Source organism: Sedimentimonas flavescens, assembly GCF_025154035.1.
Lineage (GTDB): Bacteria > Pseudomonadota > Alphaproteobacteria > Rhodobacterales > Rhodobacteraceae > Rhodobacter > Rhodobacter flavescens.
On sequence record NZ_JAOALJ010000001.1, the window covers coordinates 195,895 to 208,178 of the forward strand.

The 12,284-nt window shown below is 62.6% G+C and carries 9 protein-coding genes; 3 read left to right on the forward strand and 6 right to left on the reverse strand.

From position 1 onward, the window contains the following. Nucleotides 1-20: 20 nt before the first annotated feature. From N3C64_RS00935 to recA, 3 genes are all read right to left on the reverse strand, one after another. Nucleotides 21-311 (reverse strand): DUF1330 domain-containing protein, encoded by a 291-nt coding sequence (locus N3C64_RS00935; RefSeq protein WP_218629132.1) that lies wholly within the window; start codon nucleotides 309-311, stop codon nucleotides 21-23. Next, nucleotides 311-2,965, reverse strand: a complete 2,655-nt coding sequence (alaS, locus tag N3C64_RS00940; protein WP_260010844.1) for an alanine--tRNA ligase — start codon at nucleotides 2,963-2,965, stop codon at nucleotides 311-313. Before alaS ends, N3C64_RS00935 begins: the two co-directional genes overlap by 1 nt. A gap of 222 nt (nucleotides 2,966-3,187) precedes the next feature. Further along, nucleotides 3,188-4,246 (reverse strand): recombinase RecA, encoded by a 1,059-nt coding sequence (recA, locus tag N3C64_RS00945; RefSeq protein WP_218629134.1) that lies wholly within the window; start codon nucleotides 4,244-4,246, stop codon nucleotides 3,188-3,190. A gap of 211 nt (nucleotides 4,247-4,457) precedes the next feature. Here recA and N3C64_RS00950 point away from each other — a divergent pair, with 211 nt between their 5' ends. Further along, nucleotides 4,458-5,051, forward strand: coding sequence for a sulfotransferase family protein (locus tag N3C64_RS00950; protein WP_260010845.1), 594 nt, complete (start codon nucleotides 4,458-4,460; stop codon nucleotides 5,049-5,051). A 6-nt stretch (nucleotides 5,052-5,057) separates the two neighbouring features. On the opposite strand, the gene N3C64_RS00955 is transcribed toward N3C64_RS00950, so the two are convergent. Both N3C64_RS00955 and N3C64_RS00960 read right to left on the reverse strand, forming a co-directional pair. Next, nucleotides 5,058-7,370, reverse strand: a complete 2,313-nt coding sequence (locus N3C64_RS00955) for a hybrid sensor histidine kinase/response regulator (protein ID WP_311201855.1) — start codon at nucleotides 7,368-7,370, stop codon at nucleotides 5,058-5,060. Between the two features lie 101 nt (nucleotides 7,371-7,471). Continuing rightward, nucleotides 7,472-8,626: an RsmB/NOP family class I SAM-dependent RNA methyltransferase gene (locus tag N3C64_RS00960; protein ID WP_260010847.1), complete on the reverse strand. Its 1,155-nt coding sequence runs from the start codon at nucleotides 8,624-8,626 to the stop codon at nucleotides 7,472-7,474. 280 nt (nucleotides 8,627-8,906) lie between these two features. Between N3C64_RS00960 and N3C64_RS00965 the strand changes: the two genes are divergently transcribed. Both N3C64_RS00965 and N3C64_RS00970 read left to right on the forward strand, forming a co-directional pair. Next, a complete protein-coding gene (locus tag N3C64_RS00965; protein WP_218629137.1) occupies nucleotides 8,907-9,305 on the forward strand; it encodes a TadE/TadG family type IV pilus assembly protein in 399 nt (132 codons plus the stop codon). Nucleotides 9,306-9,308: 3 nt separating this feature from the next. After that, nucleotides 9,309-10,601 (forward strand): TadE/TadG family type IV pilus assembly protein, encoded by a 1,293-nt coding sequence (locus tag N3C64_RS00970; protein WP_218629138.1) that lies wholly within the window; start codon nucleotides 9,309-9,311, stop codon nucleotides 10,599-10,601. A gap of 191 nt (nucleotides 10,602-10,792) precedes the next feature. Here the strand turns inward: N3C64_RS00970 and guaB are convergent, their stop codons facing one another. Beyond that, on the reverse strand, nucleotides 10,793-12,241 hold the full coding sequence (gene guaB, locus N3C64_RS00975) for an IMP dehydrogenase (protein ID WP_260010855.1): 1,449 nt from the start codon (nucleotides 12,239-12,241) through the stop codon (nucleotides 10,793-10,795). Between the last annotated feature and the right edge of the window lie 43 nt (nucleotides 12,242-12,284).

Here is a 12,284-nt window from a genome sequence, read left to right on the forward strand (position 1 = left end):
AATTACGGCCGAGCCAAAAGTCACTCGATCGCTTCGACGATCACGAGATCGCGCTCGGAGGCGCCTTTCGCATGGGCCAGCGCCGCCTGGTATTCCGGCCCGCGATAGCAGGCTTCGGCAGCCTCAAGGCTGGGGAACCACGCCACGACATTGCGCGCGCGGTCATTGCCCTCAAGCTGAACATAGCGCGCGCCGCGGGCAAGGAACTTGCCCCCGGCATTAGCGATGGCCACCGTCGCCCCGGCTGCATATTTCGCGTAGGCCTCGGGGTTCGTCACTTTCACATGGGCGATCCAGTAGGCTCCGGGCATCAGACTTCTCCTGCAATGACGGCCTTGACGGCGGCGATGGCCTCATCGGCTTTCGAGGCATCCGCACCCCCTGCCTGCGCCATGTCGGGGCGGCCACCGCCGCCCTTGCCACCAAGCGCAGCCGCCGCAGCCTTGACCATATCGACAGCGCTGATCACGTCCGTCTTGTCGGCGGTCACGCCGGCTGCCACGGCTGCCTTGCCGCCGGTGTCGGCCACAACCAGCACCGCGCCCGAGCCGATCTTGTCCTTCAACCCATCGACCAGCGCCGGAAGATCCTTACCGGAAACCCCCGAAACCACCTGAGCAATGAACTTCAACCCATTGATGTCAATTGCTTCCGGGCCACCAGAGGCACCGCCGCCCATGGCCAGTTCGCGGCGCAACTGCGCCACTTCGTTGGCCAGCGACTTGCGCTCTTCGGCCAGTGCCTTGACACGCTCGACCAGATCCAAGGGCGAGGTTTTCAGCGCCGCTGCGGCCTCGGCCAGACGATCATTCTGCACCTTGAGGTGATCGAGCGCCGCCTGCCCGGTCAGCGCCTCGAACCGGCGCACACCGGCCGAGGACGCGCTGTCACCGAGCGCGACGAAAGCACCGATGTCGCCGGTGCGCCGCACATGGGTGCCGCCGCAAAGCTCCAGCGAGTAGGTCTTGCCATCCGCACCCTTGCCCGAGCCGAGCAGCTCACCCATCGACACAACGCGCACTTCGTCGCCGTATTTTTCGCCAAACAGCGCCTGCGCCCCAATGCCACGCGCGTCATCGGGCGTCATGATCCGCGTCTCGACGGGGGTGTTCTGGCGGATGAAGGCGTTCACCTCAGCCTCGACCTGCGCGATTTCCTCGGCGCTCATCGACTTGGCATGGCTGAAGTCGAAGCGCAGACGATCCTCGGCGTTCAGCGAGCCTTTCTGCGCAACATGCTCTCCAAGTGCGCGGCGCAGGGCCTCATGCAGCAGGTGCGTGGCCGAGTGGTTCGCGCGGATGGCCGAACGGCGCGCGTGATCCACCTCAAGCTTTGCGGCCTGACCCTTGACGATCTTGCCCGAAGTGACCTCGGCCAGATGGATAAAGACGCCAGCAACCTTCTTGGTGTCGGTCACGCGGGCCTCGCCGGTTTCAGTGCGGATGATCCCCGCATCGCCGACCTGACCGCCCGATTCCGCATAGAACGGGGTCTGGTTGACGACGATCTGAACCGCGCCAGCGGCCTCGGCCACTTCGGCGCCCTCGTTCACCAGCGCGACGATCTGACCCTCGGCGGTTTCGGTGTCGTAGCCGAGGAACTCGGTCACACCCTTGGCCTCGGCAATGTCGTACCAGATGGTCGCGTCCTTCGCCTCGCCCGAGCCCGCCCGGGAAGCGCGCGCCTTGGCCTTCTGCTCATCCATCGCTGCGTTGAACCCGTCGGTATCGACCGCGCGGCCCTTTTCGCGCAGCGCGTCCTGCGTCAGGTCAAGCGGGAAGCCATAGGTATCATAAAGCTTGAACGCAGCCTCGCCCGGCAGGTTCCCACCTTCCGGCAAGCGCGAGAGTTCGTCATCGAGAAGCTTGAGGCCACGGTCGAGCGTCTGCTTGAAGCGGGTCTCTTCCAGCTTCAGCGTCTCTTCGATCAGCGCCTGCGCGCGCGTCAGTTCCGGGTAAGCGGCGCCCATCTGGCGCACCAGCGCCGGCACCAGCTTGTACATCACCGGGTCCTTGGCTCCCAGCATATGCGCGTGGCGCATGGCGCGGCGCATGATGCGGCGCAGAACATAGCCGCGGCCATCGTTCGAGGGCATCACACCGTCAGCAATCAGGAACGAGGTGGAGCGCAGGTGGTCCGCGATCACACGGTGATGCACCTTGCCCGGGCCATCGGGATCAGCCGAGGTCGCATGCGCCGAGGCCTCGATCAGGCTGCGCATCAGGTCGGTGTCGTAGTTGTCGTGCTTGCCCTGCAAGAGCGCGCCGATCCGCTCAAGCCCCATGCCGGTGTCGATCGACTGCATGTCGAGCGCGCGCATCGAGCCGTCCTCGAACTGCTCGTTCTGCATGAACACGACGTTCCAGATTTCGATGAAGCGGTCGCCATCCTCATCGGTCGAGCCGGGCGGACCGCCCCAGATGTGGTCGCCGTGGTCGTAGAAGATCTCGGTGCAGGGGCCGCAGGGGCCGGTCGGCCCCATCTGCCAGAAGTTGTCCGAGGTCGCGATGCGGATGATCCGGTCCTCGGGCACGCCGACCTTCTTCCAGATCTCGAAGGCCTCGTCATCGGTATGATAAACGGTCGTCAGCAGGCGCTTGGCGTCGATGCCGAAATCCTTGGTGATCAGCTCCCACGCAAAGGGGATCGCTTCGGTCTTGAAGTAATCGCCGAAGCTGAAATTCCCCAGCATTTCGAAGAACGTATGGTGGCGCGCGGTATAGCCCACGTTGTCGAGGTCGTTATGCTTGCCGCCCGCGCGCACGCATTTCTGCGCCGTCGTCGCGCGCACGTAATCGCGTTTCTCGAGGCCCGTGAAGCAGTTCTTGAACTGCACCATGCCGGAGTTCGTGAACATCAGCGTCGGGTCGTTGCGCGGGACCAGAGGCGAGCTTTCAACGACGCGGTGACCGTTGCGTTCGAAGTAGTTCAGGAAGGTGGAGCGGATATCGTTCAGGCTGGGCATGTCTTCGGCGCCTCATAGGGATTTTTCCCCGTTTAACCCGCGCCCTGCCCCCTGTCCAGCAAGGCAAACAGCAGATTGCCAATAAGCTCCGCAGATCGGGAACGCGGCACCGATTCAATGCGCCGCAGATCCGTTCCCACAAGATCGGATGTGAGGCGCCCCGCTAAAGCGAAAGGGCCGCACCTGATGGCGCGGCCCAATGCACGTGGGAGATCGAGGCGATCACTCCTCGGTCACCGCATCCTCATCCGAGCCGCCAAAATCGAGGCCGTGGCTCGCGCGGATCTTGTCTTCGATCTCATAGGCGATATCGGGATGGTCGCGCAGGAACTGCTTCGCGTTCTCGCGGCCCTGGCCGATGCGCTCATCGCCATAGGAATACCAGGCGCCCGACTTTTCGACGACCCCGGCCTTCACGCCCAGGTCGATCAACTCGCCAACCTTCGAAATCCCCTCGCCATACATGATGTCGAACTCGACCTGCCGGAAGGGCGGAGCCACCTTGTTCTTGACGACCTTGACGCGGGTCTGGTTACCGACCACCTCGTCACGGTCCTTGATCGCGCCGATCCGGCGAATATCGAGGCGCACCGAGGCGTAGAACTTGAGAGCGTTGCCGCCCGAGGTCGTCTCGGGGTTGCCGAACATCACGCCGATCTTCATGCGGATCTGGTTGATGAAGATCACCATGCAGTTCGAGCGCCCGATCGACGCCGTCAGCTTCCGCATCGCCTGGCTCATCAGACGGGCCTGCGCGCCCACCGTGGCATCGCCCATGTCGCCCTCGATCTCGGCCTTCGGCGTCAGTGCCGCGACAGAGTCAACCACGACCATGCTGACAGCGCCCGAGCGCACCAGCGTATCGACAATCTCAAGCGCCTGCTCACCTGTGTCGGGCTGAGAGATCAGCAGCTCATCGAGATTTACGCCGAGCTTGCGCGCATACTGCGGGTCGAGCGCATGTTCGGCATCCACAAACGCGCAAACGCCACCCTTCTTCTGCTCTTCCGCGATGGCGTGCAGCGTCAGCGTGGTCTTGCCAGAGCTTTCCGGGCCGTAAATCTCAACGATGCGGCCCTTCGGCAGGCCGCCGATCCCAAGCGCGATATCGAGGCCGAGCGAACCGGTCGAGGTCGCCTCGATCTCCGCCGCCGGGTTATCGCCCCCAAGCTTCATGATCGAGCCTTTACCAAACTGCCGCTCGATCTGCGCTAGCGCCGATTCCAGCGCCTTTTGCTTGTCCGCCTTACCCTTGTCGTTCATCTCAAACAGGCCCGCCATTGCTTCGTCCCCTTCTTATCCCACAGCGCAGACTGATCGGCAATCGAACCGAAACCGCGTGATGTTCGCCTCATGTTCTCATCTGTATGAGCACAAAATGAGAACATTTCAACATGATTCTATAAACCAATCATTCACCTTGTTGGTTAATGACCCGTTTACGCCGTCCTTCGGCACCAGTATTGAGGGTGGAAATCGCGCGCGAGGGAAAATGCTGATCTTTTGGGAGCAACGGCTGGTGTTCCTGGCCACGCCGAAGGCTGGCTCTAGCGCCGTCGAGGCGGCACTCGAGCCGCTGGCCTCGGTTGTCATGCAGCGCCCGGCGGAACTCAAGCATATGAGTGCCGTGGATTTTTACCGGCACATCGGCCCCTGCCTTTCGGAGCGCGCGGGCGCCGAATTCACAACGGTCGCCCTGATGCGCGAACCGATCGAGTGGCTGCGGTCATGGTATCGGTTCCGGCAGCGCGATGATTACGACGACCCGCAGCACCCGATGAGCGGCCTGAGCTTCGATGCCTTCGCGCGCGACTATATCTCGGCAGTGCAACCCGCCCATGCGGCCGTGGGCACTCAGTCCGAGATCCTGACGGATAGTACCGGCAAGCTGCTTGTCGATCGGGTCTTCCGATATGAGGCGATCGACCAGTTCGTCCAGTTTCTTGAGGACCGTCTCGATTGTGCGATCACGCTGCCCCGCGTGAACGTCCCGCCGGCGGTGGATGTCAAGCTCTCACCCGCGACCGAGGCCGCGTTACGGGTTGCCATGACACGTGACATCGACCTCTACCGGGTCATCGGCTGACAGCGTTCAGGCCGCCGCCATACACTTTGCGATCTGGTTCTGGACGGTGGCAGTCAGCTCGCTCAGCGAGAATGGCTTGGGCAGGAAGACCGAATTCGGGATCGGCGCGCGGCCCTCGGTAAAGACATCCTCGGCATAGCCGGACATGAAGACGACGGGCGTGCCGGCTCGGGCGCCGAGTGCCTGCGCCACCCAGCTTGGTCCGTCCAAGCCAGACATGACCACATCGGTTACAAAAGCATCGACTTGCAAGTCATTGTTTTCGAGCATTTTCAGCGCCTCTTCGCCACTCTCGGCCTCAAGCACCGAATAGCCCCGCAACCTGAGCGCGCGTGACGCGAACGCCCGCACCGGCGTTTCATCCTCGACCAGCAGCACCGTCGCCCCAGGTTCGACTGCTGCGGCTCTGACCGAGGAGGCCGGCGCTTCATACGCAAGTGCCTCTACCCCATGATCAAGGGCCGGAAGATAGAGGCTGAACGTCGTGCCCGCCCCCGGAACGGAGTCGCAAAAGATATAACCGCCGGTCTGCTTCACGATCCCATATGCGGTCGATAGCCCCAGCCCCGTCCCCTCGCCCGTCCGCTTGGTCGTGTAAAACGGCTCGAAGACCTTGCTGAGATTCTCGGGTGCGATGCCAATGCCCTCGTCGATGACCCGCACGACCACGTAATCGCCCTTCGGCACACAGGCGCGGTCGCGGTTGAGTTCCTCGGGCAGCTTCAGCTTCTCGGTTTCGATCCAGATCTCGCCCCCCCGAGGCATTGCGTCGCGCGCATTCACCACGAGGTTCATGATGACCTGCTCCAACTGTCGTTTGTCGGCACGGATCGGCGGCAGGCTCAGATCATGAGAAACCGTCAGCGTCACCTTCTCACCCACCAGCCGGTTCAGCAGATGCGACAGGTCAGACAGGGTGCCGCGCAGGTCGATCACCTTTGGCTTGAGCGTCTGCTTGCGCGAGAATGCCAACAATTGCCCCACCAGCGACGCCGCCCGGTTGGCGTTCTGGCTGATCTGATCGAGGTCCGCGTAGTCCGGGTCCCCCTTGTCGTGGCGCAGCATCAGCAGATCGCAATGCCCCGAAATCGCGGTCAGCAGGTTGTTGAAATCATGCGCGACGCCACCCGCAAGCTGCCCGATGGCCTGCATCTTTTGGCTCTGGACAAACTGCGCCTCAAGCGTCTTGAGCTGGGTTGCGTCCGAAATCACGCCGACCAGACCCGGCTGCCCATTCTCGACAACCCGGCTGAGCGTGATCTGCAAATATTTCTCCGGCTCGGCACGGCGCACTCGCATAACCTCGGGGCGGCGGTCAGCCCGCCCGGTTAGCGCATCGCGCACCCAATCCTCAATCGGGCGACCGAGCCCCTCGAATACATCGAAGAGCCGCGCATTCTCGGCGATCTGCCCTATGAGAGCCCGCGCAGCCAGATTCGCGGCCGAAATACGCCCCTCTGCGTCAAGGCGCATGAGCGCGACCGGGAGGCTCTCGAAGGCCGTTAGATCGTCAGTCGTGCGGGCGGATGCGACCGGCACGAGGTAGATCTCGCGCCGCCCCGCGCCAAGATCTATCTCGGCGATCACACAGCGCAAGGGGCCATCCACGGAAGGGATCACCCGCTCCTCTCCCCCAACCAGGGGCATCTCGGAGATCTGCTCAATCGTTGAATGGCGCGCGCCAATCAGGTGCCGCAGGGCCTCGTTCATGAACAGAATTGTGCCCGACCGTGAGACGGTCATCATCGGCAGCCGCGTAACCTCAGGGCCGCGTGTCCCGCCGGTCTCTGCATACTCCTCGATACGCCACAAAAGGACGTCGTCACCCGTGCAATGCACCGAGATCCGCATCAGCCCCTTGCGGGTCGCAACCTCTTCCTGAGCGGAGCCAAGCGCGTAAGCCCTGCCCTGTAGCCGCAGCAGGACCGAGCGCGGCTCGGCAAACAGCTCTCCGAGCGTGCTGGCCAGCGTCAGCTTTTCGCGTGGGCCAAAGCGCTCCATCGCGGCGCGATTTTGCATCTGCACGGCACCGCTGCGGTCGGTGGCGAAACTGGCCACCGCATCATGGGTGATAAGATCCGCAAGCCGCCGCAATTCCTGCGCCTGAATATACCGGGACAGGACGCGCGCACCGGTGACAAGCGACGCCAGAACCAGAAACGCCCCGGAGATCGATAGCATCACCGTCAGCGCGACGCGGTCGGTCACACTGAATGCAGCCACGCCGACCAAAACGCTCATGAGCAGCAGGATCGGCGCACTTGCAGCCAGCGCCTCGGCGGTTTTCAAGAGGGACTGCTGAGGCCGTTCGAGCTGCACCAACGTCTTTCCTTTCAGATTCGCTTTCCCGCATTCGGCAGCAAAACGCTTAACGCCCTGTTAAGGGCATCAAGGACACAACCTGAAGGTGCGTTAATCTGTCACTCGGCCCGACGCAAGACTGACGCAAAGAACCCGTCGGCACCATCCAGCGGGGTCAGCGCAAGCCGCGCGTCCTCGGCCCAACCGGTTTCCGCCAGGAATGCTGCCACTTGTCGTTCGTTCTCATCAGCCAGAAGCGAGCAAGTCATATAGGCCAGCGCCCCGCCAGGCGCCACGAGGGTGCGTGCGATCGACAGGATCTCTCTCTGAATCCGCGTGAGTTCTTCCAAGCGATCAGGCGTAAGCGCCCATTTCGCCTCGGGTGTCCGCCGCCATGTGCCAGAGCCCGAGCACGGCGCGTCCACCACCACAAGATCATAGGGACCGCCGGGCTGGCCCGGTTTCCGCAGACCGATCCGGGCACCCGCCCGCGCGGCCCGGGCGGGAATATCGCGCATGCGCCCCGCGTCGATATCATGCGCGAAAATGGCTACCTCGGGCGCACGCGCGGCCAGCGCAAGCGCCTTGCCCCCGCCGCCCGCGCAGTAGTCCAGCACACGCATTCCGGGAGCGATGGGCAGAACCGAGGCAATCGCCTGCGAGGCCGCATCCTGCAACTCGATGATGCCTGACTGGTAAGCACGGCTGCCGCTGATCTTGCGCTCGCCCTGCACAACCTCCAGCGCCGTGGCGGCAAGCGGATGGCTGCGCGCGACGATCCCGTCCTCAGCCAGCATGGAGATCGCCAGCGCGGGGTCCGCCTTGGCAAGGTTCACGCGCAGAAACACCGGCGCGCGGCTCTGCATCGCCGCGACGATCGGCGCGGCCTTCTCAGCCTGGCTTTCCTCAAGGGCAGGACGCAGCCAGGCGGGCCAGTCGAGCCAAGCATCAGCGGGGTCTACAGGCACGGCCTCGGACGCGGTTAACGGCGCGGGGGCGAAACGTTCGCCGGAAAAGATTCTTTTAAGATCAAGGCATTCCGCGCGTGCTAGACCGATCATCAGACCGCGTCCGCTCAGCCCACCGCCCAGATGCGCCAAAGACCCGCGGCGGCGCAAAGCCTCGTAAACGTGGTCGCGGATCGCCGCGCGGTCGCCCGAACCCGCGAACCGATGCGCGCGCGCCCAGTTGGTCAGAACCTGCTCAGCGGGAGAGCCCGCAAGCGTCTGATCCAGAATTTCGATAGCGGCCTGAATGCGAGCAGCGGGGGTCATGGCGTCTCCTTCGCGGCCCTCCTAACGCCACAACCGTTAAGGGTCGAGCGATTCGAGGCCATGTAAACGCCGGGATGCAAACGCCACATCGCCATCATTCCGCCACATTTTCGCGGTCACGAGACCGTCATATTGCCTCCGCTCGGCCCAAAATCCCGCAAAAAAATTGCTCCCGTCAAAAACGCCACTTGCTGCCCAAAATCCCGCCATCTTTTGGCCACATGTTTTCGGGAAATTTACCACACGGCACAAAGCCATCCTTATGACCTTAGGCGAATTCATGTTCAGACGCCTCAATATCCGCAGCTTCTTGCACCGTGACGAAGGCTCGGCTTCGATCGAGGCCGTCCTGTGGTTGCCGCTGTTTGTCTACATGCTCTGCCTGATCGTCGATGCTTCGATGGTATTCCATACGCACTCGCGGATTCTGGGTGTGATTCAGGACATCAATCGTTCCCTCGCGCTCGGGCGCATTACGGACATGTCTGTTGCTGAAAACACCGTAAAGGCGCGGTTGGCGAACTATGGATCGACCGTCAGCGTAACGAGCAAGGAGCAAGACGGGGTATTCAGCACGACCGTCAGCATTCCTTTCCGCAACGTTCAAGTTCTGGGCGTTCTGCCCTCATCCATTGCTCCCAACCTGACCGTAGCGGCCTATCAATATAGGGAGAAATGAGCAATGCAGCGGTTCATTGCGCAGTTCAGAAAGGAAGACGGCGCGCTGAGCTTGCTTGCCATCTTCTGGATGTCGATCTTCATTGTCGTTGGCGGCCTCAGCCTTGACGTGGCGAATGTCTATCGCGCACGAACGGTTCTTCAGGAAACTGTGGATAGCGCCGCTCTTGGCGGCCTGTACATGCGCAACACGATGGATGCACAGAGCGCGACCAACAAGGCACTGGCGATCGCAAACATGAACCTGGGTACGATGGATCCGGGCTCGGTGCTTGAGGCCGATGTCACTTTCGGCCGTTGGAACGAAGAAACGCTCGTCTTTACGCCCGATATTACCTCGCGCAGCGCGGTCCGCGTATCTGCGGGGCGGCTCAAGTCGCGCGGCAACCAACTCCCGACCTATTTGATGCGCATCATCGGCCGCAGCTATTGGGACGTGGCGACCTATGCCATTGCCGAGACCTATCGCCCGAAGTGCCTGACCGAGGGCTGGATCGCCGACGGTCAACTGGACCTGCAGTCGAACAACCTGTTCTCGAACGGCTTCTGCCTGCATTCGAACACCGGGATCTCGATCAACCAGAACAACGAATTCGAAAGCGGCACCATCGTGTCGATGCCAAGCCTTGATCTGCTCGACGGTCCGAACTCGATGTTCGAGAAGAACGAAGGCCTGGCCGAGGCCCTGCGCGAGAACTTCTACCAGATCCGCATCCTGTCCCGCATCGACGAGATCATCGCGGATATGTCGAGCGAATCCGCCGAGCGCCTGCCTGACTACATCAAGGAACCGGGCAAGAAATATCTGATCGGCAGTAATGTCCCCACAAGCACCTTCGTTGCCGGCAATGTCTACGACCTGTATTGCAGCAAGAGCAACGGGGTGAATATCGACGGCCCGCTGATCAAGGAAGTTGTCATTATCGCGCATTGCCCTGTGCAGTTCAGCTCCGGTGCCGCACTTGAAGACGTGGTTCTGGTCAACACCTCGACCGACAACCAAAGCATCTACGCCCCGTCGAATCTTCGCATTGGCAAGAAAGACGGTTGTGCTGAAGGCGGCGGCGCGCAAATCGTCACCAAGGGCGGGTTCAAGGTCGCCTCCGGTCTCTCGATGTATGGCGGCCAGATCATCGCCAAAGGTGACGTGATCTTCGAGGCCAACGAGAATGGCGTGAATGGTTCCTCGATCATCTCGGGCGGCAAGATCGACGCCACCTCGAACTCCTCTGCCGGTTACTGCGGTACGGGTATGGAAGACAATTTCGAGCTGGATTACTTCCGCCTCGTTGAGTGATCAAACCCCGAGAAAGCTATCAGGCCCCGGCGACCATGCCGGGGCCTTTTCATTTGCGACTCTCGCAAGGCAACACGCGCGCCGGTTTTCCTTCGCACGCTTGAGCGCCCTTCGGCTGGAGCGTCATCCTGACAAAAGAAAACCCCCGGCGGATCGCGCCGGGGGTTCTGGGACTTGCTTGGCGAAAACAATCAGCCGATGCGATAGTTCGGGCTTTCGCGCGTGATCTGCACATCGTGGACGTGGCTTTCCTTGAGGCCCGCGCCGGTGATCCGCACGAACTCGCAGCCGCCACGCATGCCGGCCACGGTGCCGTGCCCGGTGTAACCCATGGCTGCGCGCAGGCCGCCCACCATCTGGTGCAGAACCGCCGCGACAGAACCCTTGTAAGGCACCTGCCCCTCGATGCCCTCGGGCACCAACTTGTCCGAGGCCGCGTCCTTCTGGAAGTAGCGGTCGGCCGAGCCGCGCGCCATGGCGCCCAGGCTGCCCATGCCACGGTAGGATTTATACGAGCGACCCTGGTACAGGATCACCTCGCCCGGGCTTTCATCGGTGCCCGCGATGGCCGAGCCGACCATGGCGCAGCTAGCACCCGCCGCGATCGCCTTGGCGAAATCGCCCGAGAACTTGATGCCGCCATCCGCGATGATCGGCGTCTCGCCCGCGCCCGAGCAGGCATCCATGATCGCCGTCAGCTGCGGCACGCCCACGCCCGCCACGATCCGCGTGGTGCAGATCGAGCCGGGGCCAATGCCCACCTTGACCGCATCCGCGCCAGAACCGATCAGCGCGCGCGTGGCCTCGCCGGTGGCGACGTTGCCCGCGACGACCTGAACGGTCGAGTTGAACTTCTTCACGCGCTCGACGGCCTTGGCGACGCCTTCCGAGTGGCCATGCGCCGTGTCGATCACGATCAGGTCGCAGCCCGCCTCGATCAGGGCGCAGCTACGCTCATAGCCCGCGTCGCCCACGGTCGAGGCTGCGGCGGCGCGCAGGCGGCCCATCTCGTCTTTACAGGCGAGCGGGTGCAGCACCGACTTCTCGCTGTCTTTGAGCGTCAGAAGACCGGTCAGCTTGCCCTCAGCGTTCACCACCAGCAGCTTCTCGATCCGGCGCGCCTTCATCAGTTGCATCGCTTCCTGACGGTCGGCGGGCTCGCGCAGGATGGCCAGGTTATCGGCCGTCATCATGGCGCGCACCGGCGTACGATCATCCGAAGCAAAACGCATATCACGGTTAGTGACGATACCGACGACGCGGCCAGCAGCATCCACAACCGGGAAGCCCGAGACGTTGAAGCGCTCGACCAGCGCCTTGGCGTCGGCCAGCGTCTGATCAGGCGTCAGGGTGATCGGATTGTAGACGATACCGGATTCAAAGCGCTTCACGCGGCTGACCTCGGCGGCCTGCTGCTCGACGCTCAGGTTGCGGTGGATCACCCCCATGCCGCCCGCCTGCGCCATGGCAATCGCCATCTTGGCCTCGGTCACGGTATCCATCGCCGAGGACAGAAGCGGGATGTTCAGACGGATCGCCTTCGTCACAAATGTGGAGACATCGGCCTCCGACGGCAGCACCGAAGATGCGGCCGGAACGAGGAGCACGTCGTCAAAGGTGAGAGCCTCACGAATCTGCATGGGAAGCCTCCTTGGCAGGGCACGTTTGGCACGCCCCTGTTTC

Coding starts and splice junctions, on each gene's coding strand:
- alaS (WP_260010844.1), bottom strand. CDS start 2,965: ATGCCCAGCCTGAACGATATCCGCTCCACCTTCCTGAACTACTTCGAA.
- N3C64_RS00935 (WP_218629132.1), bottom strand. CDS start 311: ATGCCCGGAGCCTACTGGATCGCCCATGTGAAAGTGACGAACCCCGAG.
- N3C64_RS00960 (WP_260010847.1), bottom strand. CDS start 8,626: ATGACCCCCGCTGCTCGCATTCAGGCCGCTATCGAAATTCTGGATCAG.
- N3C64_RS00950 (WP_260010845.1), top strand. CDS start 4,458: ATGCTGATCTTTTGGGAGCAACGGCTGGTGTTCCTGGCCACGCCGAAG.
- N3C64_RS00965 (WP_218629137.1), top strand. CDS start 8,907: ATGTTCAGACGCCTCAATATCCGCAGCTTCTTGCACCGTGACGAAGGC.
- N3C64_RS00970 (WP_218629138.1), top strand. CDS start 9,309: ATGCAGCGGTTCATTGCGCAGTTCAGAAAGGAAGACGGCGCGCTGAGC.
- recA (WP_218629134.1), bottom strand. CDS start 4,246: ATGGCGGGCCTGTTTGAGATGAACGACAAGGGTAAGGCGGACAAGCAA.
- guaB (WP_260010855.1), bottom strand. CDS start 12,241: ATGCAGATTCGTGAGGCTCTCACCTTTGACGACGTGCTCCTCGTTCCG.